This is a genomic window from Mangrovibacter plantisponsor (assembly GCF_003182475.1).
GTDB lineage: Bacteria > Pseudomonadota > Gammaproteobacteria > Enterobacterales > Enterobacteriaceae > Mangrovibacter > Mangrovibacter plantisponsor.
The window spans coordinates 287070-313981 of record NZ_QGTS01000007.1 but is presented as its reverse complement, the minus strand read 5'-3'; the positions used below and the strand labels follow the sequence as shown (position 1 = coordinate 313981).

Below are 26912 nucleotides of genomic sequence, written 5' to 3'. Positions count from 1 at the left end.
CCGTTTGTCAATTTGTGCTCAGCGTACCGCAACCTGGAGAAAAAAAAGTTGCTATTTTCTCTGTCATATTCAGTATTGGGAGAAAATATTTCTCTTTGAGGTGGTTATGCTAGATAAAACGGACTGTCATTTATTGGCGCTACTGCAGGAAGATTGCACATGCTCTTTGCAGGCGCTGGCGGATGCCGTTAATCTGACCACAACACCCTGCTGGAAACGGCTGAAACGCCTTGAGGATGAAGGGTATATTCTGGGTAAAGTGGCGTTGCTGAACCCGGAACTTCTGGGGCTGAATCTCACCGCATTTGTGCTGATAAAAACGCAGAATCACAGCAGTGAATGGTATAACCAGTTTGTTACCGTTGTTTCTGCAATGACTGAGGTGTTGGGTTTTTGGCGCATGGCAGGTGAATACGATTACTTGTTGCGTGTTCAGGTGGCAGATATGAAGCGGTTTGATGATTTTTATAAGCGTTTGGTCAACAATGTGCCTGGGCTGAGCGATGTCACTTCGAGTTTTGCCATGGAACAGATAAAATACACCACATCATTGCCACTGTAGGCACTCGTTCACTCTTTGAACCATTTCATACAACAAACTGGCTCATGAAGGCCAGTTTCAGGACTCGTTGCTGTGCGATTATTTGCTCAACTTCATTGGTACTTCCGCCGGGAATGGCGACGTTATTTGGGGGCGGTGACGCTACTCATTGTGATTGCAATTTTGCAACTTGCTCCGCCTAAGCTGGTGGGGATTATTGTCGATGGCGTCACGTTGGAACATTTCACGCTCAGCAAATTACTGCTGTGGATTGGCGTGATGGCTGCTATCGCTGTCGTGGTGTACTTGCTGCGTTATGTCTGGCGGGTGCTATTATTTGGCGCATCTTACCGGCTTGCAGTTGAGTTACGCGCGGATTTTTACCGGCAACTGAGCCGCCAGAGCCCGGCATTTTATCTGCGCCACCGTACCGGTGATTTGATGGCGCGGGCAACCAATGATGTTGACCGGGTAGTGTTTGCTGCTGGCGAAGGGGTGTTGACCCTGGTGGACTCCCTGGTGATGGGCTGCGCCGTGCTGGTAGTGATGTGTACCCAGATTAGCTGGCAACTGACATTGCTGGCGTTGTTGCCAATGCCTGTGATGGCGCTGGTTATCAAGCGCTATGGTGAACAGTTACACCAACGCTTCAAATTGGCTCAGGCTGCTTTTTCCTCCCTCAATGATCGGACACAAGAAAGTCTGACCAGTATCCGCATGATTAAAGCTTTCGGCCTTGAAGATCGCCAGTCTGCCTTATTTGCTGAAGATGCCAGGGATACGGGCGAGAAAAATATGCGGGTTGCGACGGTGGATGCCCGTTTTGATCCAACTATTTATGTTGCTATCGCAACGGCGAATATGCTCGCCATTGGCGGGGGAGCATGGATGGTCAGCCAGGGAATGTTGACGCTTGGGCAGCTGACAAGTTTTGCGATGTACCTGGGGCTGATGATTTGGCCGATGCTGGCGCTTGCCTGGATGTTCAATATTGTTGAGCGTGGCAGCGCTGCCTACAGCCGTATTCGTGATCTACTGGCGGAAAAAACTGTTGTGGAAGATGGCTCGCAGGTATTACCCACAGGGCCGGGATCACTGGTTTGCCAGATCAATTCGTTTACCTGGCCGGGGAGCCAGCACCCACAACTGCATCAGGTTGGTTTTACGCTGGCGCCAGGGAAAATCCTCGGTTTATGTGGCCCTACCGGTGGTGGGAAAAGCACGTTGTTATCACTGGTACAACGCCATTTCGACATAGATGACGGTGATATTTCGTTTCACGGCATGCCGTTACGCCAGTTGCAGCTTAGCAGTTGGCACCAACGGCTGGCTGTCGTCAATCAGACACCTTTCTTATTTTCTGACACGGTGGCGAACAATATCGCGCTCGGCAAGCCCGGCGCCAGCCGTGCTGAAATTGAAGCAGTTGCGAAACTTGCCAGTGTGCATGACGATATTCTGCGCCTGCCTCAAGGCTATGAAACAGAAGTGGGTGAGCGTGGGGTGATGCTCTCTGGTGGGCAAAAACAGCGTATTTCTATTGCACGGGCACTGCTGCTTAACGCCGAAATACTCATCCTTGATGATGCGTTATCTGCGGTGGACGGCAGAACTGAGCAGCAAATTCTGCACAACCTGAGGCAGTGGGGTTCAGGGCACTCACTGATTATCAGTGCTCACCGTTTATCTGCGCTTACTGAAGCCAGTGAAATACTGGTTCTTCAACAAGGGAATGTGGTGCAACGTGGCCGCCACCCGGAACTGGCGAACCAGCAGGGCTGGTATCGTGATATGTACCGTTACCAGCAACTGGAAGCTGCGCTGGATGAAGAAGATGACACCGGGGAGCAGGCCCATGCGTAATCCATCTCAACCTGCATTATGGCCGACACTAAAACGTCTCCTGGCTTATGGCTCTCCCTGGCGTAAATCTATTGTCAAAGCGGTGATTATGCTGTGGGTGGCTTCAGCGGCGGAAGTGAGCGGCCCGGCCTTAATCAGTTATTTTATTGACCACCTGGTTGCAGAAAAACAGCTACCGCTGGCGATGGTCTGTGGGCTGGCTGCGGCTTATATTCTGCTACAGGGGCTGGCCGCATTGCTGCATTACACGCAGGCCTTGTTGTTTAACGAAGCGGCCGTGGGGGTTGTGCAGCAATTGCGCACTGATGTTATGGATGCAGCGTTGCGCCAGCCAGTGAGTGCATTTGACACCCAGCCTGTTGGTCAACTTATCTCCCGTGTGACAAACGATACCGAAGTTATTCGCGATTTGTATGTCACGGTGGTGGCGACTGTATTGCGCAGTGCTGCGTTAATTGGCGCGATGCTGGTGGCGATGTTCTCGCTAAACTGGCGTATGGCGCTGGTAGCTATTGTTATTTTCCCTGCCGTGCTGGTGGTTATGCTGGTTTACCAACGTCTGAGTACGCCCATTGTCCGGCGGGTGCGCAGTTACCTCGCGGATATCAACGACGGCTTTAATGAAGCGGTTAATGGCATGGGCGTTATCCAGCAATTTCGCCAGCAGATGCGCTTTGGTAAAAAGCTGGCGGATGCCAGTGAAGCGCACTATGACGCGCGCATGCAAACTCTGAAGCTGGAAGGTTTTCTGCTCCGCCCTTTGTTGAGCCTGTTTTCAGCCCTTATTCTATGCGGCCTGCTGTTCCAGTTCGGCTATGCCGGTAATGGCGCAATTGAAGTTGGGGTGTTGTACGCCTTTATCAGCTATCTGGGGCGGCTGAATGAGCCTTTAATTCAGTTAACAACCCAGCAGTCGATGCTGCAACAGGCGGTTGTGGCCGGGGAGCGCGTGTTTGAGTTAATGGACTGCCAGCAGCAGCGTTATGGCTCAGATAACCAACCACTGGCGTCCGGGCGCATTGATGTTTCTGAACTCTCTTTTGCTTACCGTGATGGCCAGTATGTGCTGCGTGATATTAACCTGCAGGCACCGGCGAAAAGCTTTATCGCTTTGGTAGGGCATACCGGGAGCGGCAAGAGCACACTGGCAAATTTATTGATGGGTTATTACCCGTTGTCACAGGGGGAGATTCGCCTCGATGGCCGCCCGTTAGAGAGCCTGAGCCATAGTGTCCTGCGCAAAGGTGTGGCGATGGTGCAGCAAGACCCGGTGGTGATGGCCGAATCGCTATATATGAATGTGACACTGGGGCGGGATATCAGTGAAGAGCGTGTCTGGCAGGCGCTGGAAACCGTGCAACTGGCTGAGCTTGTGCGCTCAATGCCTGACGGTATCCATACCCAATTAGGTGAGCAGGGCAATACGTTGTCGGTTGGGCAAAAACAACTGCTGGCGCTGGCCCGGGTGCTGGTTGATACCCCGGAAATACTTATTCTGGATGAAGCGACTGCTAATATTGATTCCGGTACCGAGCAGGCGATAGGGCATGCGCTCAGTGCGCTACGCCAGCGAACCACTTTGGTCGTGATTGCGCACCGGCTCTCCACTATTACTCAGGCTGATACCATTCTGGTGCTGCACCGTGGGCAGGCGGTTGAGAGTGGCAGGCACGAGGCACTCCTGGCGAAACGTGGCCGGTACTGGCAAATGTATCAGTTACAGTTGGCTGGCGAAGAATTAGCCTCCAGCGGCTACGAAGAGTCCGTTGTTATGTGATGCACCATTATCTGGCGAACATTTAACCCATTGCACTAATGGTGCAGTGGTTTTTATAAAAACGCACCAAAAAGGTGCGTTTTTGTTTTTCAGGAATGTTCCTGGCGACAACATTGTTTCCGGTCTTTTCAGTTAACCCGCCTCTCACCTCGTTAAGACGCTGAAAGTTGCTGATTTATACTTTTGGCACGTTGATTGCTTAATAATCCCTGTTCGCTGCGGCACTTACCGATTTCTTACTGGAGGGGATTTATGAAGCTGGTTACCGTGGTAATTAAACCATTCAAACTGGAAGACGTCCGTGAAGCGCTTTCATCTATTGGCATTCAGGGGCTGACAGTGACTGAAGTAAAAGGCTTTGGTCGCCAGAAAGGGCACGCCGAGTTGTACCGCGGAGCAGAATACAGCGTTAACTTTCTCCCAAAAGTGAAAATTGACGTAGCCATTGCTGACGATCAACTCGACGAAGTTATTGATGTAATTAGTAAAGCTGCCTACACAGGCAAAATTGGCGACGGCAAAATTTTCGTTGCTGAATTACAACGTGTTATTCGTATTCGTACGGGCGAAGCCGACGAAGCGGCCCTCTGATTCCTGGCAATGGTGAAAGGGATGGATAAAATGAGTAAATTTGGCATTAAACTTGGCCTCGGGGCGCTGGCATTGTTGCCATCACTTGCAATGGCTGCACCAGCAGTAGCTGATAAAGCAGATAACGCTTTTATGATGATTTGCACCGCACTGGTGCTGTTCATGTCGATTCCTGGGATTGCACTGTTTTACGGTGGCCTGATTCGTTCCAAGAACGTGCTGTCTATGCTGACTCAGGTTTCTGTAACTTTCGCACTGGTGTGCGTGCTGTGGGTGGTTTATGGCTATACCCTGGCATTCAGCACTGGTAACAATTTCTTCGGTAGCTTTGACTGGACCATGCTGAAAGGCATCAAAATTACCGATCTGATGGGTACTTTCTATCAGTACATCCACGTTTCCTTCCAGGGCTCCTTCGCGTGTATCACCGTTGGCCTGATTGTTGGTGCCCTGGCTGAACGTATCCGCTTCTCTGCAGTATTGATCTTCGTTGCTGTGTGGATGACCCTGTCTTATGTGCCGATTGCGCATATGGTATGGGGTGGCGGTCTGCTGGCAAGCCACGGTGCGCTGGATTTCGCAGGCGGTACAGTGGTGCATATCAACGCAGCTGTTGCTGGCCTGGTGGGTGCCTACATGATGGGCAAACGCGTTGGCTTCGGCAAAGAAGCATTCAAACCGCATAACCTGCCAATGGTCTTCACTGGTACAGCGATTCTGTATGTTGGCTGGTTCGGCTTCAACGCCGGTTCTGCAAGTGCAGCGAATGAAATCGCTGGCCTGGCTTTCCTGAACACTGTTGTTGCAACGGGTGCCGCTATCCTTGCCTGGGTATTCGGTGAGTGGGCGATTCGCGGTAAACCGTCTCTGCTGGGCTCTTGCTCTGGTGCTATAGCGGGTCTGGTTGCGGTAACGCCTGCTTGTGGTTACATCGGTGTTGGCGGCGCGCTTATTGTTGGTATCGCTGCGGGTATCGCTGGCCTGTGGGGCGTAACTGCACTGAAACGCTGGTTGCGTGTTGATGACCCGTGTGATGTGTTCGGCGTTCACGGTGTTTGCGGTATCGTAGGTTGTATCCTGACTGGTATCTTCGCATCCTCTTCACTGGGTGGTGTTGGTTTCGCAGAAGGTGTCACTATGGGCCATCAGCTGATGGTTCAGCTGGAAAGCGTGCTGATTACCATTGTCTGGTCTGGCGTTGTTGCCTTCATTGGTTACAAAATTGCCGATATGACTGTTGGCCTGCGTGTTCCGGAAGATCAGGAACGTGAAGGTCTGGATGTTAACAGCCACGGTGAAAATGCTTACAACGCATAATCCCGTTGGTTGCTGAGTGCCTGGTGTAACAGCCGGGCATAAAAAAGAGAGACTGTTGTCTCTCTTTTTTGCTTTTAGATAAATAGCGTGGGTTAACCCCGCTGGCGCATAACGCCTTCCTGCACTGTTGAAGCCACCAAAACCCCATCCTGCGTATAGAACTCGCCGCGTACAAAACCTCTGGCACTGGATGCTGATGTGCTTTCCACGCTGTAGAGCAACCACTCGTTAAGGCTGAAAGGGCGGTGGAACCACATAGAGTGATCAATAGTGGCAACCTGCATTCCGTGCTCCAGAAACCCTATTCCGTGTGGCTGCAACGCAGTGGGCAGAAAGTTAAAGTCAGACGCATAACCCAGTAAGTACTGGTGAATGCGTAAATCATCCGGCATTGTGCCATTCGCCCGCATCCAGACCTGGCGTTCAGGTTTATCCACATGGCCTTTCAGAGGGTTATGGAACACTACCGGGCGGATCTCCAGCGGTTTATCGCTTAAGAATTTTTCTTTAGCCAGTGGAGGGAGCATATGCTCAAACAGTTTGGCGATATCCGTTTCGGATTTTAGTGACTCCGGTTCCGGGGCCTCTGGCATGGTTTTCTGGTGTTCAAAACCAGGCTCAGGTGCCTGAAATGATGCAGTCATATAAAAGATGGGCTTGCCATTTTGAATGGCGGACACGCGCCTGGCACTAAAGCTGTTGCCATCACGCAGTACTTCAACATCATAAACAATGGCTTTCTTGCTGTCTCCGGGGCGTAAAAAGTAACTGTGAAAGGAGTGCACCAGGCGTTCTGCAGGAACAGTTTCTTTTGCTGCATACAGCGCCTGCCCAACGACCTGGCCGCCAAATACCTGGCGCAGGCCAAGGTCTTCACTTTGCCCACGAAACAGGCCTTCTTCAATTTTTTCAAGATTTAACAGGGCTAACAAATTATTTAACGCCTGACTCATAGTACACCCTCTGGCTGCGGAGTTTTTAGTCGGTGTGTGTAGTGACCATATGGCCTGATGCGCGGCTTTGCGACACAACGTTGTAGCGTAATCGCCCTGAGTTCGGGTAAGTGCCAATAATCCAGGCGATTCGCACAGCCACAATGCGACACATATTGTTAAGTATAACCTGGATTTCTAACTGGTCCGATGGGTTCAATTATCTGAATTTCCAGTCTTTTAGCAGCAAAAAATCAGGTAATATGCCAGACTTACCCTGATAAGCAATAAACCAACCCCTCACCACAACGATATTAACTGTATTGGTGTGGTGGCAGGAGAAGGAGAAAAACGATGAAACTGACACCCGTAATTTGCGGTCTGGCTGCTGCTTTTGTCCTGGCTGGCTGTGCACAACAATTTCGCAATACTTATGAAGTGCCAAACCCGGACTTTGCCTATTCGCGCCTGGCCTCACAGGCCGATATGCAGAAACCTCATCTGTCTGGTGATGTTGTCATTAACCAGCGTTTTGCATTGCCACAGAATGCAGTACTGACAGTCACTTTGTCTGATGCCTCACGTGCGGATGCTCCGGCGAAAGTCTTGTCACAAAAAGTGGTCAATCTTGAAGGCCACCAGGCGCCATTCAGCTATGTGCTGCCTTACGACCTGGCCGATATCCGCCAGAACGCGCGGATTTTATTAAGTGCTGCAATCACCGTGGACGGCAAACTGATGTTCCGGTCTGATTCCTTTAAACCGGTTATCACCAATGGTGTGAACAGTACCGACCTGCACTTGATTCCGCTGCAAAATACCGCAGTTGCTGTTCAACCAGCAAAAGTGACTGAAGCGTATCCGGTACCTACGCACTTCTTGCCGCAACAGCAGCAAACTCAAATGCAAACCGGTAATTGATTTTCGCCCGCTAACTAAAAAGAAGGGAAACCACGCTTTTCCCTTCTTTTTCATTAGTCTTGCAGCGCCTTTGGGCGCTGTTTTCTTTTATTCAGGCCAACGGTAACGTGGCAGATCAATTCTCCCATCCCCGGATACCTGCACGCCTTCAGCCAGTAATGCCTGGCGCTGGCGGCTGAGGTCCGGGCCGGTCAGTGATATTTGGCCTGTGCGGTTCACAACCCGGTGCCATGGCAGGCGTGAACCTTCCGGGAGCCGTTTGAGCACGCCGCCTACCTGGCGAGCTGCACGTGGCGAACCTGCCATACGAGCCACATCACCATAAGTAGTTATCCTGCCGGAAGGAATTGCCGCAATTATCTGGTATACCCGTTGGGCGAAATTGTCTGTTGAGGCCATGTGTTACTCCTGTTCTCCATCCATGCGACTATACCCGGTGGCCAGTAAGGAAGAAACTGAGGCAACTGCGCAATAAACCGTCATCCGGACCCTGTTGACTTGCAATTAGCGGAATCAACAGAGATAATGCGCCCCGCGCGTTGGAATACAACGCTCTCAATGGGGGCCCTGTTGGTTCTCCCGCAACACTAACTTGTGAACTCGGTCAGGTCCGGAAGGAAGCAGCCGCAGCAGGCGACGTGTGTGCCGGGATGTAGCTGGCAGGGCCCCCACCCATTTGTGCGTTCTGCACGTTCTGGTTTTTTCCCGGTTTTAATTAAACACCTCTGGCGCAATAACGTGTGCAGGCTGAGACTATCTTCCGCCCAACCTGCGATGCCGGGTTATGGTCTTTTGGGCGTGCTTTTGGCGGTGATCCCGGGAATTATGAATTGCTTTGCGGGCCACTTGTTATCAGTGCGAGCGTTTTTTGCTCAATCTCATCCTGCAACAGGTAACGGCGGCGGTATTCCGCGCGTTTTTTGCTGGCGATGTCTTCAAGTTCCTTTCTCGGTAAGGATAGCGGAAGCTGCCATTGATATTGCCCGGCTTTAATCCCACTCACCGATTCCCAGAATTCGTCATAACTGGCATGCAGATGGCGTGCCTTACTGAAACGGTAGCGCCAGCCGCGGAATACATGCCCGGCATCGCTCACACCATAGATCTGTTCTGGCTGCCACTGGCTACATAATTGCCAGATAACTTCCAGCAAAATACGTTTGGGGAACAGGCCATGGCAGGCTTTGGTGGCCTGTTTAATCGTGTCATTGGTAACCTGGCGGCGTGGGCCCTGAACACCACCAATAAAGAGTACCGGGCACTGTGCAGGCTCAGTAATACAGAAGGTTAAACTGGCCAGTAACTCGTCGCCCATAAACAACCACAGCGTGCTTTCACCTTCGCGCTCTGCCGTGCGGGCAGTGGATGCCTTAAGTGAAAACACTTCATCGTTACGCCCGGAGAAGTTAAACAGCAGAGTCGGCTCGCTGGCTGTCAGTGCCTGGAAAAGTGTTGCTCCGGTATGTTGGTGCAAGAAATGGTAGTGATCCACAACGGCCTGAGCGCGTTGTGAGGCAGTCAAACCAAGCCGCAGATAATGGCGGTGTGGTTTACTGGGCAGCGTAACCTGTGCCCGCAGCAATGCCGGGAATTCAGGTAACCGGGCTAAAGCTGCCAGCATGCTGTTGGTAGGTTTCCAGTACCACAGCGAACGCAGCAAAAATTTTAACCGGTAGCGCTTTTTCTGCCAGATAGCAGCGGGAGGAACAACCAACCCGCGGGCGATAGCAAAAACCAGTGATCCGGTGCCAATGCCTTGCTCATCAGCGGTGTGTAACGGTGTTTCATTCACAGACATAAATGCCCCAACAGCTTAAAAATAAATCAAATAAGAATTGTCTGTGTAGTGTATTGGAGTGAACTTCAACGAAAGCTCATTGGGATGAATAAAGTTAATCGTTGGTAAAACCTGTTTTGGTGGGTATGTTAGGAAAGGTCTCGCTCTGTGTTATATGTGGCGAAGTAGTTTAAAAGTAAAAAATAATCGTATTACTGATTGATAAAATGAGACTTTACGACTTCATTTTTAGGTATTTTCTTTGGTAGCTTTGAAAGCGATTTTTGCTTGCGGGCTCTTTATTTAAATTGCCAGTGTGCGGGCTTTGTTAGTCTCATTCATGAGACACTTCTTTGCCGGGTGTGGGTTACAGCGCTAATGACAAGCGATGAGGAAATCGCTCTGGTTGTCAGTGCCGGCAATCGGCAACCCAGCAAGGCCTGGCCGTTTTTTGGGAAAGAACGATGAAAATAACACAAACACTCTATGTCATTGCCGTAATTGGGCTGGCTGGCTGTGTGGCAAAACCACCAGCTGTTCCTGCTCTTAGCGCAAACACTGTGTCGGCAACGCAGTCCGGGATTATCGACGGGACCACTTCATTAACCGGGCTGATTCAACAGTATGGTGTACCGTCGCGCACGCTCTGGTCACCACAAGGTAAACAAATAGCAGTCTGGATGCAGAACTGGGCAGGGCCACAGGGGCAACAAGCTGCACAGACAACGCAACTGACGGCATTAATTAATGGTGATGTCGTCGAGAAGCATTGGGTCCATCGCTACCCTGTAGGTATGCAGAACAGCTTTTTGAGTTCAGACAGTAAGCTGCATCTGAATAAAATCATCACCAAAGGGGTTTCCACTGAAACGGGGGTTATTGCCCGCTTAGGGGAACCTCGTAACTACTTGTTTGATGATGACGGTAATAAAATCATGATGTATGTCTGGCACGAAAACCCGCTAATGGCTCAGGGGGGAGCAACGCCAGCCAGAAAGATGAATGTGCTATTGATATGCCTGGATAGCCACAATGTGGTGAAATTTTTCAACATTGAACAGCTTGAAGGTAGTGACGGTATTCAAAGTGACCCTGGATCTGCCTTTAGCCTGGATACCTGAACATAGCGCAGCCTCTGGTTGTTCACACCTGGTGGAGTACTTCCGCCGGGTGTGGGCATGTTACCTGTATAGTCCGCCAGGCTGGTTGAATAACAAGTAGTGAGCAGGCTTAATGCAGTGGCTATTCTTCTGTTTGCGTTTTTACTGATTGTATTCCCATTGCCTGTTAAGCCGAAATAACACGCTTTAATGGCAATTAATGTGGTGAATGACAGTTAATTACTGTAGTAATAAAACGCAAAAAATAAATTGTAAAACATTGATTAATAATAAAATAAAGAAGAGGCTATAAAGCCTCGTATAAAGTAACGTTTGGATATCGAAAGGATTCGAGAAACAATACCCTATGCAATCCTTTCCTTTGCTCTCTTCCGCTATATCAGTCCTCAATACTACCAGTACTGGCAAGCATCTCTTTCTTTATGCGAAACACGGTAGCTCGACCGCAATCGCACAGTTTTGCGATCTCGTCCGGTGTGTTCTTCCCTGCTTGAAGCATTTCAATGATTTTACTGTGCAATTCTTTGTTCTTTTGCTTGCCTTTGTACTTACGAGCTTCTTTAGCAAGGGTAATCCCTTCGTTGCGGCGTGATACGATCATTCTTCGCTCGAATTCGGCGACTGCCCCCATCATGGTTAGGATCAGGCGTGATTGTGGGGAGTTATCAAAACTCATGAGTTAGCAAGGAACTGAACAGTGATCCCACGTTCAACGAGGCTATCAATCATTTCCAGTAAATCGCGAGTATTACGTGCAAGGCGGTCGATTGTATGAGTAATAAGAGTATCACCTTCGCGGAGGTGTGAAAGGCGGTTCAACAGTTCAAGTCTTTCGCTGGTGGACTTCCCTGATTCTCTCTCTGTAACGATTTTGTCACAAACAGGTTCCAGTACTGCCAACTGACGCTCAAGATTCTGATCCTTTGTTGAGACTCTCGCATAACCAAAAATCATTTTCCTGTCCTCACCGCTGATTAGTATCATTTAAACCCGTACAACATATAAATGATACTTAACGAGACGAGAAAAACGAGTATCGTTAGGGAGTACCCAAAAGAGATTTTTGACCGTGCGTTTTTAGGCAATGTAGGGTTAGTGAAAAGTTCAGTACTGAGATCTGAATACACGGCATTTGGTCGGCGGGGTTGGACCTGATCAGACGAACAGGATTTTAAATCGTGCAGAAAAATACTGACTGTACTTTTATCTGAGTAAACGATCCCTTTAATTTTTTTGTCAAAAATCGGGATGCCTGGGGTTTGATTGTTTTTTTGTACTTAAGGGTATTACTTTTAGCGAAGATGAAAAGCGGCCTACATGAAGCCGCATACGGTTGATCACCAGCGAAGTTCTGATGTAGGCAAGAAAGTAACTGCAACTACCATATCTGCCATGTCATAGCGGATTTGCATTGTGATAGGTATGTGGAAATCTTCAACGGTGAATCGCTCAATCCTGCCGATTTCCTGCTTCATAATTACTCTCGGCGGAATACTGTTTTCTGGTTCGCCAAAGTTTTCGTGAACCCACTGGCGAGACATACTTTTTTGCAATGGAGTGGGTAGATCGTTTGGGAATATCCAATTCTTCAGCGTATCATGCTGAATGCTTAATGTAATTTCTTTCAGCACCCGGCCTTCACGTTGGAAAGCTAAAAACACACCTTCTTTCGCCATATCAAGGCTAATCGTTGGTGAACCTGATGCACCTTTGGGGTCACTTTTATAGGTTATCAATCCAGAATCAACCAAATCTTTATAAGATTTACCTAAACTACGGATCAATGCTTCAACATTTAGTGTCATTAGTACAATCCTTGCTCTGTATTCAGCTTGTGCATCATAGCTCTGGCGGATTCAAGTTGTTCTTCAGTAGCCCCATACTCTTTAAGAGCAGGTTTTATTGCATCAAAATTCCGATCCAGGGCATTCCTCAAATTCTTCGCATCCCCTGCAATTTGGTCTGGTATATTACGTCCACCGTAAGTTTGACTGATTTTCTGGTGAACTTCTTTCGGCACAACAATCGCAGCTACCCGATCTGCCATTTTCCTGATTAGTTTTTGATCAAGACCAGGATACTTATCCATTAAGAATTGTTCAACTGCGGCTCTTGAAGGCATATGATCTGCTTCATATTTTCCCTGCCGCGAGCGTCCCATGAACTCTATGTACAAAGCAACTTCCAGCAGTTCTACCGGAGGTTTACTGAGATAGATGTAGATCGGCGGGTGGATGTTCCCCGGAAACACCAGAATGTAATCCCGAAAGTCCTTCTCTTCCGGTACTGGCGTTGTGGTGATAGTTACGCCCTGAATATCAGGATGTTCAAGCCCCGGAATCGTTACAGTACCCGCCTGCGGGCTGTTATTGCCTGTATTCCAGCTACTTTGCGATCCCGGCGTACTCTCTGGTGTCCATGTGATCAGCGGCTTATCGCTTCTCTCGTCGCCCCAAAATTCATAGCTACCATCCCTTTGTTTTTCCAGCATACGAACACGAACCTGATCACGCCCGCTTTCAGTACTGGTATGATAGCCGACAGCTTTTAATCGCCCAGTTTCATCGTCAGTAATCCAGTTATAGCGTACTCGGGTTGGTACGGTTCCTTTGCTGTAAGCGACTTGCAGTAATTTTTCAGGTGTTAGCAGATCGCTCTTGTCACCCCTGAGTCTTGACTGAACAATCGCCCCCATAACAACAAACGGTAAATTCATCGCAAGCGAACCGCTCAAGACTTCCGGGCCTGAAAGGTGTTTCATGGTATGTGTAAGGGCTTTGGCTGCGTCCTGATTCGCTTTTGCTGTAGCCCCTGCTGCCGACGCTGCCATTCCGACTTCGGCTGAACTGCCCATAATAACCGGAGGTGGGGGAAGTGGCATTGCCTCCGCTTCACCAAAGAAGAAGCCAGCTACTTTATCGAACAGTGATTTTTTCTTCGGTGGTTCTGGTGGTGGTGAAATTTTCTTTTTCTTCGCGGCTTGTGCGTGCTGTTCTGGCTCAGGGGCTGGCTGCGATGGAACAGACTGATAGAAACTCATCTCGCCAATGTTAGCTTGTGGTTCGTCTGCTGTTCCTGCATCAGTATTACCAGTACCGCGAAGTACTGATTTGGCAAAGACAGGTACGACAGTTGTTGCCACCACACTGGCAATAGCGGAGACGATTTTATTATTACCTGATGAACTACCTGAAGTTGTGCTTCCTCCGCTTCGAGATTCATATCTCATAGCCGGGTATTTCGCTACGATGAATTTTGCCTGGCAAGGGCAACTACTAAAGCTATCAAGCGTTCCCGCGATCAACTTTAGAGAGTTACCCTCAGTATCTTTCATGAAGCTAATCCCGCCAATGATCCTGTATGTACCTTCATGTTTTCCACAAGTTACAGGATCACCCATTCTTGCAACAGGGCGTGAATGAGATCTGCGATTAGGATTTCCACCAATGATCGTCCCTCCGCAGGTTGTTTTATCGTTTAGACAGAGGATATATCCGGTCGCCATAGTTACCCCTTCCCCCAAGAGTTGAACCCTTTTCCTGCGGAAGCAGTAACGTACTGCCACATGTTTGTTTTTATAGCCATATCAGCTCGCTCCTTGTACCGACTTGCTATCACAGGGGAACACCCTTGATTATTCCTTATAAATCATATTGATATCGCAGGCATAATATCCAAAAAGTGACTTAACTTAAATCAATTTGGCTGAAAAATACACATTCATCTTCCGAACGTGAACAGGAAATGTCCGTCGAAATTGCCCGCCTTAAGCGACAACTGGCTGAAGGGGATGAAGAGCTGGTCATTCTCCAAAAGGCCGCGACATACTTCGCGAAGCGCCTGAAATGAAGTATGTCTTCATCAAAAAGCATCAGGCTGAATTCAGCGTCAAAGCCATGTGCCAGGTGCTTCGGGTTGCCCGAAGCGGCTGGTATGCCTGGCTCAAACGTCGCTATCAGCCCGGTCAGTTACCGTGAGCACGGCCTGCCGGTGTCAGAAAACTTGCTGAAACAGAATTTTTATGCCAGTGGTCCGAACCAGAAGTGGTCCGGAGACATCACGAACCTTCGCATGGATGAAGGCTGACTGTATCTGGCGGTGGTGACTGACCTCTGGTCTCGTGCCGTTATTGGCTGGTCGATGTCCTCACGAATGGCGGCGAAACTGACCTGCGATGCGTTACAGATGGCGCTCTGGCGGCGTAAATGTCCGGAAAATATCATCGTCCACACGGATCGTGGCGGGCAGTATTGCTCAGCAGATTATCAGGCGCTACTGAAGCGATATAACCTGCGCGGTAGCATGAGTGCAAAGGGCTGCTGTTACGATAACGCCTGTGCGGAAAGCTTCTTCCAGTCACTGAAAGTCGAATGCATCCATGGTGAACGCTTTATCAGTCGGGAAATAATGCGGACGACGGTATTTAATTATATCGGGTGTGATTACGATCGGTGGTGGCCTCAGCCCGGAACAGTTTGAAAACCAGAACCTCGCTTAGGGCTGTGTCCACATTACGTGGGTAGGATCACAATACACCGTTTTTTCATTCCATTTCCCGAAAAACAACAACAGTAAAAATAAGTATATCAATGTAACAATGAAATTTATTGCTACAGAATGAGTTCCTGGTCACATTTATTTTCCATCCTGAATTGCAGGTCATCTTTCTGCAACTGAATAGTGATGGATTTTTCCTGTCGATTCGTGTAATAAGAATTATATTATTGCGCTAAATAAACTCGAAGGAAAGCATATGGAAACCGCAGTGCTAAATGTAAAAATTAGCAGTGAACTTAAAGAACAAGTGCGTAGTTATGCTGAACTGCATGGGGAAACATTGGGTGCGGTAACAGAGCAGTTTCTGAGAATGGCTTTTGAAAGCCTTGATGCTGGGGTTAAGGAAGATGATATTGATAACCAGCACACAGAAGAAGAAGGAGTTCAACCATTAAATGCTAAAGAAATCAAAGCATTGAGAAAACTTCTTAAAAAGAGGAAATAATGGCTGACGATAATGTGAGTGTGGCTCACAGTTATAATGAGGCATGTGAATTATTGCGCTCCGGTTTTGTTAAGCATGTTCGCCTTGACTGGAATGTGGGGAGTGATGAATTTTTTCGCATAGCTTCAGACTGGTGTGACGCCGGTGCAAAAATAAAACGCAGAGATAATGGGTTTGTTATTTCTGTAAAAGGTTTTCCGGTTCCACGGCAGCATTGATTTCCCCACTTTTTTTCATGTTATACAGATATATGATTGTAACTGTCCGGCATGAATATTAACTGGGGCTTAATGCTGATTGTCATATTACTGACATGAAAATGAAATTTATATGAAATAATAGTGTCATAAAAATATCATTTTTATGCAACCGGAATTACCTGGAGTATTCATAACCACTTGTTAAGGTGGCATTGCCTCAAAGGTAATGTGCATCATGGATGATATTAAAAACGGCGAGCTTTGCGGCTCGCCGTTCTCTTTTGGGTGCTGTTGTGTGGCTGGCTGGTGCAGGTTAAATCATCATATTGCTTGCTGGTGAGCGAACCAGAGCAAGTTGTTGCCACACCGGAAGCAGGCGCATCAGTGCCATCTCCATTCTGGCCGTTTCCAGCGTGAAAGGCAGGCGCAAGAAACGTTCAAAAGCACCATCAATACCGAACCGGGGGCCAGGCCCCAGGTGAATGCCAATATTCTCTGCACTGGCTGCAAACCGTGTTGCAGCAGGGGAAGGCAGCGTTACCCACAGCGATAACCCACCGGGTGGTGGAGTGGTTTGCCAGTGAGGAAAATATGACTGTATCAGTGCCAGGCACTGGTCGCGTTGTACCTGCAGTTGGTGGCGTTTTTCCTGTAAAATCGCCTCTTCCTCTTCTATCAAAATAGCCGCAGTGAGTTGCTCAAGCAGCGGAGAACCCAAATCGAGGGTGTTACGTTGTTGTACCAGGCGGGCTATCACCCCTGGAGACGTTCGTATCCATCCCAGCCGTAAACCTCCCCAAAAGCTTTTGCCACAAGAACCCAGAGAAATTATGTTTTCTGCATCGCCAAAACAGGCCAAAGGTGGTGGTGGCGGGGCGTCATACCATAATTCCGCCATGGTTTCGTCAACCACCAGCGGGGTGTGGCTGCGTTGTGCAATGGCCGCAATGCTCTGGCGCTCTGCAAGGCTCATACAACGCCCGGTTGGGTTATGAAAATCAGGGATAAGGTAGGCAAGGCGGGGAGATGTTTGAGCCAGTGTGGCGGCGAAACCATCACAATCCCAGCCTTCATTTGCCGGCAGGCTGACACCTACCGGGCGGCAGGAAGCACCCCGGATGGCATCCAGCGCCATTGGGTACGTGGGGTGGTCAACCAACACTCTGTCTCCGGGCCCGGTGAACAACCGCAATAGTAATGCCAGCCCACTGACCGCGCCGTTGACCACCATTATCTGGTCTGGTGTGGTCGCCAGGCCTCTCTGGCAGTAATGCCGTGCAATCGCTGTTCGCAGGCGCGGCAGGCCCTGTGAATCATAGCCAGTTGAGCCCAGGTGCTCTGTCAGCCCGGTAATGGCTCGCTGGTAAGCCTGGTGGATTGCCGGGCTGGCGGGAAGGGCCGCGGTGGCAAGGTCCAGTGTATCGCCGGGAACCGTATAGGCCTGTTGGGTTACCTGAGTATCAGGCAGGCGAGTAACTGACCCCGACCCCTGGCGGCTTTGCAGGTAACCTTCTTCACGCAACTGGTTTAGTGCATTCGCGACGGTTGTGCGGCTCAGTGCCAGTGAATCTGCCAGTTCTCGTTCCCCGGGTAACCGGTTGTTTAAAGGCAACCGGCCATCAAGTATCAGCAAGCGAAGCCCTTCAGCCAGTTGCCGGTAAACGGGAATACGCGTGTCCGGATGATGCCACTGGCCCAGTATTTTCAGTAACGAGGCGCTGCGCAGTTGTCGTTGTGTCATAGCAGTCCACTTTTTATAAACTGGACCTTATTATTAAGTCCATTGTTGCGCAAAGTATAAACATGTCTGCAAAAAACAGGAAATCCTTATGTTGCGCCGTTTAATTCAGTTGTACACAGGCCTGGTGTTTTATGGCATCTCAATTGCGGTGTTCTATCGTGCCAACCTGGGGTTGGATCCGTGGGATGTGTTCCACATGGGGCTTGCCCAACTGACCGGGCTGAAGCTTGGGCAAACCGTCATTGTGGTGGGGGCGTTAGTTTTATTGTTGTGGTGGCCGATGCGCCAGAAACCAGGCCTGGGGACTATCAGTAATGTGGTGGTGCTGGGGCTGGTGGCCGATGCAGTACTGGCTGTTTTCCCCCCAATAACTGATTTGTGGGTACGCAGCCTGTGCCTGGTTATTGCGATAGTGCTTAATGCTCTGGCAACCAGTTTGTATATTGGCGCCGGGTTTGGCGCTGGCCCTCGTGATGGGTTGATGACCGGCATGCATAACCGAATGGGCTGGCCAATACGGCGCATCCGCACAGTTATTGAATTGACAGTACTGCTTGTGGGTTTCTTGATGGGTGGCAGCCTGGGGATTGGCACAGTGCTGTATGCCGTGAGTATTGGGCCACTTATTCAACTGACACTCCCCTGGTTTTCAGCCCGAAGTTCACAGCAGCCCAGGGTTGAAACTGGCGAAAAATCACAAGGTAATACACTTTCTGATCTCAAAAGCCCGCTCTGAGGTAGTATAGCGTTTTTACCCTCAGAGGCCGGTTATGAGCAATAAAACGATAACCTTATATGATGTCGCGGCGCGAGCGGGCGTGTCTTATCAGACCGTTTCTCGTGTTATCAATGGGGCGGCAAATGTATCGGTTCGTACCCGGCACAATGTTGAACAGGCGATGCAGGCGCTCCATTATGTGCCAGATCCCGCAGCACGGCAGCTCGCCGGGAAAAGGCGGCGTATATGGGGGTTGGTAACGACAGACTTATCCCTGCACGCGCCTTCGCAAATAGCGGCGGCGATTAAGTCCCAGGCCTCACAGGCTGGCGTGGATGTCTCTATTGCCATGCTGGAGGCGTTGAGTGAACAGGCGTGTTGCCAGGCACTGGACACCCTGCTGGCACAACGAGTGGAAGCTGTAGCGGTTAATTTGCCTTTGTCCGCCAGCCAGGCATCGGCACTGGTGGCTCGTTATGCTCATGCCCCGATACTCTTTTTAGATGTGCCAGCCAGCGCACAGGTGCCCAGTGTCACTTTTGACGCCGCACAGGGTGCTGCGTTGGGGGCGAAACATCTTTTGTCGCTGTCATTAAACCGCATAGCGTTACTTCATGGGCCGTTATCTTCTGTCAGTGCTGTACAACGCCGTGCCGGTTGGGTGGATACGCTGGCACAGGCCGGTGTACAACCCGTTGCTCAGGGCGAAGGCGACTGGAGTGCGGCCAGTGGTTATTTGCAGGCTCAGGTATTACTCAGTTACCAGCCGCAGGGTATTTTGGTTGCCAATGATCAAATGGCCCTGGGTGTGCTGCGCGCTTGCGCTGAGCGTGGTATCTCCGTGCCGGGTGAGGTAAGTGTGGTTGGTTTCGACGATACAGCAGACAGCGCATGGTTCACCCCGCCTTTAACCACCATCCGCCAGGATTTTCGCCAGTTGGGTGAGTCCTGTGTGTTCTGGCTGAACAGTGTGGCCGGGAAAAAAACGCCTGCATCACAATGCCTGCCTGTTACGCTGGTGGTTCGTGAATCGACTGGTGAGGCTGGCAAGGGCAGGCCTCAGCCAGCAGCATTGGCACAGCAGTTACATGTGCTGGCGGAACAGGTTGCGAAATTGCCTTCGTAAACTGGATGTGATCCGCTTCGCTTATTCCCTTTATTCAGGTTTACGGTGTGCTCAGATTAATTCACATTATTGTGAATGTGAGCGCTTCGCAATTTATGAGGGAACTATGTCTGCCACGCCTTGTTCTGAACAGCTTTCTGCTTTGTCTGCCCTGGTTGCACGCCGTGACTGGGAGAATCCATCGGTTACTCACTGGCATCGCCTGGCGAGCCATGCTCCACTTGCGGGCTGGCCTGATGAAGTGAGCGCTGTGCATAAAAAACCGGGTAATGGCCGGTTAAGCCTGAACGGGGCATGGCAATTTACCTGGTTTCCTCGCCCTGAAGCGGTGCCTGCAAAATGGGTTGCCCGGCCACTGGAATCAGCTATAGAGGTGGTGGTTCCGGGAAACTGGCAGTTGCTACCGGGGTTTGATGTGCCGGTGTACACCAATGTGAATTACCCTATTGCCACAACCCCGCCGCAAGTCCCCGTGGATAACCCTACCGGGTGCTATTCGCGCGTGTTTACTGTGGACCAAAGCTGGCTTGATAGCGGGCAAACACGCATTATTTTTGATGGCGTGAATTCTGCATTTTACCTGTGGTGCAACGGGCACTGGGTGGGATACAGCCAGGACAGCCGCCTGCCTGCTGAGTTTGACCTGACTCCCTGGTTGCAGGCGGGCGAAAACCGGCTTGCCGTGATGGTACTGCGCTGGTGCGATGGTACCTGGCTTGAAGACCAGGACATGTGGCGCATGAGCGGGATTTTCCGTGATGTTACGCTACTGCATAAGCCCGATGCGCATATTGCGGATTATCACCACCAAATTACCTTCAATAGTGACTACACCCGTGCTGAATTAATGTTGAATGTGAGTATGGCCGGTGACCATCCACAGCAATACCAGGTTGAGGCCAGCCTGTGGCGGCATGGGGAGTGTATCACTCGCGAAAAACAGCCCGTGGGCAGCCCAGTGATTGATGAACGTGGCCATTACCCTGAACAGGCCCGGCTTACTTTATCTGTTACCACGCCCGCGCTTTGGAGTGCGGAAACGCCACATTTGTACCGCCTGGTAATGGCACTGGTGGATAGCGAGGGCAACTGTATTGATGCCGAAGCCTGCGAGGTAGGATTTCGCGAAGTCACCATTGCCGGAGGGTTGTTGAAGTTAAATGGCAGGCCACTGCTCATTCGCGGTGTGAACCGCCATGAGCACCACCCGGAGCATGGCCAGGTAATGGACGAAGCCACCATGCGCCAGGATATTGTGTTGATGAAACAACACAATATTAACGCAGTTCGTTGTTCTCACTACCCCAACCACCCGCTCTGGTATCAGTTATGCGATGAGTACGGCTTGTATGTTGTGGACGAAGCCAATATTGAAACCCATGGCATGCAGCCTATGTCACGCCTTGCACAAGACCCTGTATGGTTTGCTGCAATGAGTGAGCGGGTTACCCGCATGGTCCTGCGGGATCGTAACCATCCATGCATTATTATTTGGTCTTTAGGCAATGAGTCCGGCCATGGCGCGGCTCATGATGCGTTATGGCGCTGGGTGAAAAGTACCGACCCCGGCCGCCCGGTGCAGTATGAAGGTGGCGGTGCCAATACTGCGGCCACTGATATCATTTGCCCGATGTACGCCCGCGTAGATGAAGACCAGCCTTTTGAACAGGTTCCCAAGTGGTCAATTAAAAAATGGGTGGGGATGCCAGACGAACATCGTCCGTTGATTTTATGTGAATACGCTCATGGGATGGGAAATAGCCTGGGCGGGTTCTACCGATACTGGCAGGCTTTCCGGCAGTATCCGCGCCTGCAAGGGGGCTTTATCTGGGACTGGGTTGACCAGGCGCTGACAAAATATACGCCAGAGGGCAAACCATGGTGGGCTTACGGTGGGGATTTCGGGGATAAACCCAATGACCGCCAGTTTTGCCTGAATGGGCTGGTATTTCCGGACCGCACCCCACACCCGGCATTATATGAAGTACAACGCGCTCAGCAGTTTTTCCAGTTTCACTGGGATGCCAGCCAGCCTCAGCAGTTGCAGGTTACCAGCGAATATCTGTTCCGAACCACAAATAACGAATGCCTGTGCTGGGCTCTGACACAAGCTGGTGATGTGTTGCTTGAGGGGCGGGAGTCACTGGCGCTGGCTCCGGAGTCCAGTCAGTGTCTGGTTGTCCCGCCATTCCCTGAACGTCATGGCTGTGAGCCGCGCTGGTTTAGCGTCTGGGTTGAATATTTAGCCGATACACAGTGGGCTCAGGCCGGGCAGCGTTGTGCCTGGGCACAGTGGCCAGTTACGGGTTCACTTCCGTTACCGGAGTTAGCGGTATCTGAGCCTCAACTTCCGCGCCCACAGCTGGTGGTGGAAAACGGGCTGTACCAGGTCACCATCGGGGATAACCGCTGGGTGTTTGACCGCACACTGGGCACACTGGTGCAGTGTTTTACCGGCGAGACAGCGCACCTGCTCGGCCCTGTTGAAGATCAGTTTGTGCGTGCGCCACTGGATAACGACATTGGCACCAGTGAAGCCGCACGGGTTGACCCGAATGCCTGGGTGGAGCGCTGGAAAGCGGCAGGGCTTTATGATTTACAGGCGCAGGTTTTACAGTGCGAAGCCTATGAAGCACCTGAGGGTGTGGTTATCAAAACACGGCATGCCTGGTTACACCAGCAACACTGTTGTTTTATTAGTGAAAAACGTTGGCAGATAGATGGCAACGGGCAATTGCAGCTTGATGTCCGGGTTGACGTGGCAGCAGATATTCCACCACCGCCGCGTATTGGCCTGGTGTGCCACCTGGCGGGCCTGGCACCTGTAGTCAGTTGGGACGGGCTTGGTCCTTATGAAAACTACCTGGACAGAAAACTGGCTGCCTGCCAGGGGCGCTGGACATTACCATTGCCAGAACTGCATACCCCTTATATTTTCCCCAGTGAAAATGGCCTGCGCTGTGACACCCGTTGGCTACGTTACGCGGGCCACCAGTGGCAGGGGTTGTTCCACTTCGGGATTGGCCGATACAGCCTGCAACAACTGCGTGTGACCAGCCATGTGCATTTACTGGCAGAAGAGCCAGGGGTATGGCTGAATCTGGATGCGTTTCATATGGGGGTTGGTGGTGATGACTCCTGGAGCCCGAGTGTGCACCAGGATGACATCCTCGCCACATCAACCCTGCGTTACCAGCTTAGCTGGTCCCTGCCTGGGTAAAACTATGACTGGGTAAGACTAGCCTGAGTAAGACCAGGACGGTGTGAGAACAAACCACCGCCATCAACTCACTTTGGTGAACCACTGATGGCGGTTTACCGTTTCACCGTCGAGGCGGAAAATGCCATCGCCGGTATAGTGCATGGTCTGAGGCCAGTCAGTCAGGCTTTTTACCCGTGCGCAAAGGACTTCGAAAATAAAAAAGTTATAGCTGTCTACCAGAACATCATCATAGATTTGGCATTCAAAGCTGGCAAAACACTCGGCAACCGCTGGCGCACCAACACTTTGCGCGGGCTCTGGCGTCAAACCAAAACGGGTAAATTTGTCGGTGTTACTCCCTGAGCAGTTCCCTATTTGGGCAACGGTATCAAGTAACCCTACTTCCGGGAGATTAATAACACAGTCTCTGCTGGCCTTTATCATCTCAAAACTGTGATTGCCTGCGGAAATCATGCAGCCAATCAGTGAAGGTGAAAACTCCATGACAGTTTGCCAGCCGAGCGTCATGATATTGTCTTTCCCTTGCCAGTGAGAACTGACCAGCACGATGGGGCCAGGCTCCAAAAAACGGCGCACCTCACTAACAGGATAAGGGTACTTTTTCATATTGCCTCCTGTATGGCTTGTTATACAGGATAATAGTCGTTTCCTGGCCGGGCGTGGGGTTGTTTGCCAGATACTTGCGTGGTTGCCCGCAAACAGGGCGTTGTTGCCGGGTGTCAGGTGGGTGGCGGGTGATTGTCGGGTTGCTGTCAGGTTCCTGTCGTGGTGTTTTCGCCGGGGTTGGCGGACAGTCTTTATCGTCAACAGAACAAAGGAGAAACAGGATGCAGCATAACAATATTAAAGCCCTGCGCCTTGCCCGGGGCTGGTCGCAGGAGCAACTGGCGGCATTATCGGCACTGAGTGTCCGCACTATTCAGCGTATTGAGAATGGTGAACAGGCAAGTATTGAAACCATGAGTGCGTTAGCGGCGGTATTTGAGTGCCCGGTTGCTGAATTAATGAGCCCGGCGGATGAACACAGTGAGCCAACTGAAGAAGGGGCCGACCAGCGCGTTATAGCCGCCAATGCCCGGCTGGATGAAGAAAGCGGGTTTCTGCGTTCATTATTTACCTGGGTGGTGATTTGCGGGGGGCTTGCCGTAATAAACCTGCTCACCAGCCACGAAGTATTGTGGTTTCTCTGGCCTCTGGGGATTTGGGGCGGGTTGTTACTGGTGCGTGGGTGCCGGTTATTTGTGCTGCACGACTGGCTGGCGCGCCGCAGGCAAAGACGCCTGCAGCAGTTGTTACGTAAATAATAGCCCAGTGTCAGGCGGGGATCGCCTGTGCCTCTGCCTGGTGTGCGGGCAGGGTATTATCCGGAACCTGAATTTCAGCACTGATACGCAGCCCGGCTTCGTCGAAGACCATACATTGCCGGGCTTCAAAATACGTTGTTATCTTCTGCCAGGGGCTGAAATGAATATCTGACGGAATAAGTACTTTGAAGTTGTCATGGCCATAACACTGGCCAAACAGCCAGGTATTGTTCCCCAGGCGTTCCACCACTTCGCACTGGAACTGAAGCTGGCAACCCGCCTGTTCACCCACCTGCAAATGCTCAGGGCGAATACCCAATGTGATGTTATCGCCTGGATGTAATTGCTGTGTATGCAATGCGAGTGTCAGCGTTTGCTGCCCGGCAATGTCTACCACCAGTTCGCCTTCCTGCCAGTGCTTCACTGTTGCAGGCAGAAAATTCATTTTTGGCGACCCGATAAACCCTGCGACAAACCGGTTAACCGGGTTGTAGTAGAGGTGCATTGGTGAGCCTGTCTGTTCCACCTTGCCATAGTTCATGACCACAATTTTGTCTGCCAGCGTCATGGCCTCTACCTGGTCATGGGTGACATACACCATTGTGGTTTTCATTTCCTGATGCAACCGGGCGATATGCAGACGCATTTCAACCCGCAGTTCAGCATCCAGGTTGGATAAAGGCTCATCGAACATAAACACTTGTGGGTTACGCACAATTGCCCGGCCAATAGCGACACGCTGGCGCTGGCCACCTGAAAGTTGTTTTGGTTTGCGTTCAAGCAGGTGGGTCAGTTGCAGTGTTTTTGCCACCATCTCTACCTGATGGCGGATCTCTGCTTTGGGAACTTTATTTACCTTCAGCCCATAACCCATATTTTCAGCAACGGTCATGTGCGGATACAGGGCATAGGACTGAAAGACCATTGCCACCCCACGGTGGGCCGGGGCAATATCATTGACAACCGTTGGCCCAATCATTATCTCGCCCTCACTAATATCCTCAAGGCCCGCGATCATGCGCAACAGCGTGGATTTACCACACCCTGACGGGCCGACGAATACCGCAAATTCTCCGTCTTCGATATCAAGTTGAATATTGTGCAGCGTGACGGTTTTGCCAAAGCGCTTGGTGACGTTTCTGAGCTGTATGCTGGACATCCACTTCTCCTGGCTTAATGAATGCAGCTAATGCTGTTTTATGGTTTTAATGTAGTACGTATAACACACCATGAAAGCAAGCAAGAGCAAGGTGGTTTTTTGAGATGCTGAAACTATATATCTCAGTTATAGCAGGCAGTATGCTGCTGTTTCATTTCTGCAATCATGATCACAGAATAACCACTAAGTGATGGTTCGCATTATTTTCAAAGAGTAACGTATAACATCATTGATGGTGAGCAGTATCATCATCAAAAAGCATTTAAATTATGGAAATGACTCAGTTACGAGAAAAACAAAAAAGTTAGCAGAACATCTTAAATGTAATACCTTCACAAGAGGTCGATAATGAAAATTACGCTATGCTCCGCCCTGTTACTTTCCGCGCTGGCAGGCAGCCAGTTCGTTGCATTTGAGGCATCCGCCGCCGCACAGCAGCTTACTGTTTGGGAAGATATTAAGAAATCAGACGGTATCAAAGTCGCTATCAGTGATTTTGAAAAGCAGTATCAGGTGAAAGTGAATGTCCTCGAGATGCCATTTGCTCAGCAACTGGAAAAATTACGCCTCGACGGGCCCGCAGGTATTGGTCCGGATGTCCTGGTCATTCCAAATGATCAGCTCGGTGGTGCGGTGGTGCAGGGGCTTCTGGCACCGCTAACGCTGGATAAATCGATACTTGCGGGTTTTACACCTTCATCGGTAGATGCTTTCCAGATGAATGGCACACAGTATGGTTTACCTAAAGCGGTTGAAACACTGGTACTGATCTATAACAAAGATCTCGTAAAAACCCCATTCAAGACACTGGATGAGTGGTTTAACTTCTCTCGCCAGCAACATGAACAGAACAAGATTGGCCTGCTGGCAAAATTCGATGAGCTCTATTATAGCTGGGGTGCTGTCAGCCCTATGGGCGGGTATATCTTTGGTAAAGACAGCAGCGGTAAGCTCAATCCCCTGGATATTGGGCTGAACACACCAGGTGCTGTGGATGCCGTCACTACGTTAAAAAAATTCTACAGTGAACAGTTATTTCCCAGCGGCATTGTTGGGGAAAACGGCCTCAATGCAATTGATTCCTTGTTCACAGAGAAAAAAGCTGCGGCAGTTATTAATGGCCCCTGGGCGTTCCAGCCTTATGAAGCGGCTGGTGTGAATTACGGCGTGGCACCATTACCCCTGCTGGAAAATGGTAAACCGATGAGCGCGTTTCTGGGCGTGAAAGGTTATGTGGTCTCCACCTGGAGCAAAGATAAAACGCTTGCCGATAAATTCATCACCTTTATTAACCAGCCGAAATACGTGAAAACGCGTTATGAAGTGACGAAAGAGATCCCACCATTGCTGGCTGTTATGAATGATCCGGTGATTAAAAATGATGAGCGTGCCAGTGCTGTGGCTGAACAGTCAAAGTTTGCTGTCGCAATGCCGGGCATTCCTGAAATGGGTGAGGTTTGGGGGCCTGCGAATGCGGCACTGCAACTGAGTATGACGGGTAAGCAGTCGCCAAAAGATGCGCTCGATAGCGCAGTTAAACAAATCAAAATGCAAATAGAAGCCATGCAGGCCAGTAACCAGTAATTCCAGGTATTGTTT

General features: G+C 50.4%; 22 protein-coding genes, 1 other RNA gene and 3 pseudogenes. 16 read left to right on the top strand and 10 right to left on the bottom strand.

Going from position 1 to position 26912, the window contains the following annotated elements; genetic code table 11:
* Positions 1-106: 106 nt before the first annotated feature.
* From DES37_RS13660 to amtB, 5 genes are all read left to right on the top strand, one after another.
* Positions 107-562 carry an Lrp/AsnC family transcriptional regulator gene (locus DES37_RS13660; RefSeq protein ID WP_036110805.1) on the top strand — a complete coding sequence of 152 codons (456 nt, stop codon included), beginning with the start codon at positions 107-109 and terminating at the stop codon, positions 560-562.
* 72 nt (positions 563-634) lie between these two features.
* A complete protein-coding gene (locus DES37_RS13655) occupies positions 635-2404 on the top strand; it encodes a SmdA family multidrug ABC transporter permease/ATP-binding protein (RefSeq protein WP_110026192.1) in 1770 nt (589 codons plus the stop codon).
* The gene (locus DES37_RS13650) at positions 2397-4181 is read left to right on the top strand and encodes a SmdB family multidrug efflux ABC transporter permease/ATP-binding protein (RefSeq protein WP_110026190.1); all 1785 of its coding nucleotides are present in this window, start codon (positions 2397-2399) and stop codon (positions 4179-4181) included. Before DES37_RS13655 ends, DES37_RS13650 begins: the two co-directional genes overlap by 8 nt.
* A 252-nt stretch (positions 4182-4433) precedes the next feature.
* On the top strand, positions 4434-4772 hold the full coding sequence (glnK, locus tag DES37_RS13645; RefSeq protein ID WP_002891893.1) for a P-II family nitrogen regulator: 339 nt from the start codon (positions 4434-4436) through the stop codon (positions 4770-4772).
* Positions 4773-4802: 30 nt separating this feature from the next.
* Complete coding sequence (amtB, locus tag DES37_RS13640) at positions 4803-6089, top strand: ammonium transporter AmtB (RefSeq protein WP_036110803.1); 1287 nt, start codon at positions 4803-4805, stop codon at positions 6087-6089.
* Positions 6090-6181: 92 nt separating this feature from the next.
* Here amtB and tesB read toward each other — a convergent pair whose 3' ends face one another.
* Positions 6182-7042 carry an acyl-CoA thioesterase II gene (gene tesB, locus DES37_RS13635; protein ID WP_036110100.1) on the bottom strand — a complete coding sequence of 287 codons (861 nt, stop codon included), beginning with the start codon at positions 7040-7042 and terminating at the stop codon, positions 6182-6184.
* Positions 7043-7375: 333 nt separating this feature from the next.
* Here tesB and DES37_RS13630 point away from each other — a divergent pair, with 333 nt between their 5' ends.
* Entirely contained in the window at positions 7376-7942 is a 567-nt protein-coding gene (locus tag DES37_RS13630) for a YbaY family lipoprotein (protein WP_110026189.1), read from the top strand.
* A gap of 87 nt (positions 7943-8029) precedes the next feature.
* Here the strand turns inward: DES37_RS13630 and DES37_RS13625 are convergent, their stop codons facing one another.
* Positions 8030-8341 (bottom strand): MGMT family protein, encoded by a 312-nt coding sequence (locus DES37_RS13625; RefSeq protein ID WP_036110098.1) that lies wholly within the window; start codon positions 8339-8341, stop codon positions 8030-8032.
* A gap of 169 nt (positions 8342-8510) precedes the next feature.
* On the opposite strand from DES37_RS13625, the gene ffs reads away from it, so the two are divergent.
* An RNA gene (ffs, locus tag DES37_RS13620) (signal recognition particle sRNA small type) lies at positions 8511-8607 on the top strand.
* Positions 8608-8765: 158 nt separating this feature from the next.
* On the opposite strand, the gene DES37_RS13615 is transcribed toward ffs, so the two are convergent.
* Positions 8766-9740, bottom strand: coding sequence for a VirK/YbjX family protein (locus DES37_RS13615; RefSeq protein ID WP_211320555.1), 975 nt, complete (start codon positions 9738-9740; stop codon positions 8766-8768).
* Between the two features lie 443 nt (positions 9741-10183).
* Here DES37_RS13615 and DES37_RS13610 point away from each other — a divergent pair, with 443 nt between their 5' ends.
* Positions 10184-10840, top strand: coding sequence for a hypothetical protein (locus DES37_RS13610; RefSeq protein WP_110026187.1), 657 nt, complete (start codon positions 10184-10186; stop codon positions 10838-10840).
* Between the two features lie 379 nt (positions 10841-11219).
* Here DES37_RS13610 and DES37_RS13605 read toward each other — a convergent pair.
* From DES37_RS13605 to DES37_RS26205, 4 genes and pseudogenes are all read right to left on the bottom strand, one after another.
* Positions 11220-11794: pseudogene (locus DES37_RS13605) on the bottom strand (recombinase family protein).
* Positions 11795-12177: 383 nt separating this feature from the next.
* Positions 12178-12645, bottom strand: a complete 468-nt coding sequence (locus DES37_RS13600; RefSeq protein ID WP_110026185.1) for a DUF6392 family protein — start codon at positions 12643-12645, stop codon at positions 12178-12180.
* On the bottom strand, positions 12645-14174 hold the full coding sequence (locus DES37_RS13595) for an S-type pyocin domain-containing protein (RefSeq protein WP_245930076.1): 1530 nt from the start codon (positions 14172-14174) through the stop codon (positions 12645-12647). Before DES37_RS13595 ends, DES37_RS13600 begins: the two co-directional genes overlap by 1 nt.
* Before the next feature lie 21 nt (positions 14175-14195).
* Positions 14196-14345, bottom strand: a pseudogene (locus DES37_RS26205) (PAAR domain-containing protein); the annotation flags it as partial.
* Positions 14346-14548: 203 nt separating this feature from the next.
* Here DES37_RS26205 and DES37_RS13590 point away from each other — a divergent pair.
* The 3 genes and pseudogenes from DES37_RS13590 to DES37_RS13580 form a co-directional block, all read left to right on the top strand.
* Positions 14549-15338: pseudogene (locus DES37_RS13590) on the top strand (IS3 family transposase); the annotation flags it as partial.
* 255 nt (positions 15339-15593) lie between these two features.
* Positions 15594-15842 (top strand): hypothetical protein, encoded by a 249-nt coding sequence (locus DES37_RS13585; RefSeq protein WP_036110092.1) that lies wholly within the window; start codon positions 15594-15596, stop codon positions 15840-15842.
* Positions 15842-16060 carry a hypothetical protein gene (locus DES37_RS13580; protein ID WP_036110090.1) on the top strand — a complete coding sequence of 73 codons (219 nt, stop codon included), beginning with the start codon at positions 15842-15844 and terminating at the stop codon, positions 16058-16060. The genes DES37_RS13585 and DES37_RS13580 overlap by 1 nt, the downstream gene beginning before the upstream one ends.
* 295 nt (positions 16061-16355) lie before the next feature.
* Here DES37_RS13580 and yczR read toward each other — a convergent pair whose 3' ends face one another.
* Entirely contained in the window at positions 16356-17783 is a 1428-nt protein-coding gene (yczR, locus tag DES37_RS13575; protein WP_110026182.1) for a MocR-like transcription factor YczR, read from the bottom strand.
* 88 nt (positions 17784-17871) lie between these two features.
* On the opposite strand from yczR, the gene yczE reads away from it, so the two are divergent.
* The 3 genes from yczE (at position 17872) to DES37_RS13560 (ending at position 22847) form a co-directional block, all read left to right on the top strand.
* On the top strand, positions 17872-18519 hold the full coding sequence (gene yczE, locus DES37_RS13570; RefSeq protein WP_110026181.1) for a membrane protein YczE: 648 nt from the start codon (positions 17872-17874) through the stop codon (positions 18517-18519).
* Positions 18520-18553: 34 nt separating this feature from the next.
* Positions 18554-19627 (top strand): LacI family DNA-binding transcriptional regulator, encoded by a 1074-nt coding sequence (locus DES37_RS13565; RefSeq protein WP_110026179.1) that lies wholly within the window; start codon positions 18554-18556, stop codon positions 19625-19627.
* Between the two features lie 106 nt (positions 19628-19733).
* Entirely contained in the window at positions 19734-22847 is a 3114-nt protein-coding gene (locus DES37_RS13560; protein WP_110026177.1) for a beta-galactosidase, read from the top strand.
* Between the two features lie 63 nt (positions 22848-22910).
* On the opposite strand, the gene DES37_RS13555 is transcribed toward DES37_RS13560, so the two are convergent.
* A complete protein-coding gene (locus tag DES37_RS13555) occupies positions 22911-23456 on the bottom strand; it encodes a flavin reductase family protein (protein WP_110026175.1) in 546 nt (181 codons plus the stop codon).
* Positions 23457-23677: 221 nt separating this feature from the next.
* On the opposite strand from DES37_RS13555, the gene DES37_RS13550 reads away from it, so the two are divergent.
* A complete protein-coding gene (locus DES37_RS13550; protein ID WP_110026174.1) occupies positions 23678-24154 on the top strand; it encodes a helix-turn-helix domain-containing protein in 477 nt (158 codons plus the stop codon).
* A 10-nt stretch (positions 24155-24164) separates the two neighbouring features.
* Here DES37_RS13550 and DES37_RS13545 read toward each other — a convergent pair whose 3' ends face one another.
* Positions 24165-25313 carry an ABC transporter ATP-binding protein gene (locus tag DES37_RS13545; RefSeq protein ID WP_110026172.1) on the bottom strand — a complete coding sequence of 383 codons (1149 nt, stop codon included), beginning with the start codon at positions 25311-25313 and terminating at the stop codon, positions 24165-24167.
* Positions 25314-25661: 348 nt separating this feature from the next.
* Here DES37_RS13545 and DES37_RS13540 point away from each other — a divergent pair, with 348 nt between their 5' ends.
* Positions 25662-26897, top strand: coding sequence for an extracellular solute-binding protein (locus DES37_RS13540; RefSeq protein WP_036110069.1), 1236 nt, complete (start codon positions 25662-25664; stop codon positions 26895-26897).
* Positions 26898-26912 lie beyond the last annotated feature (15 nt).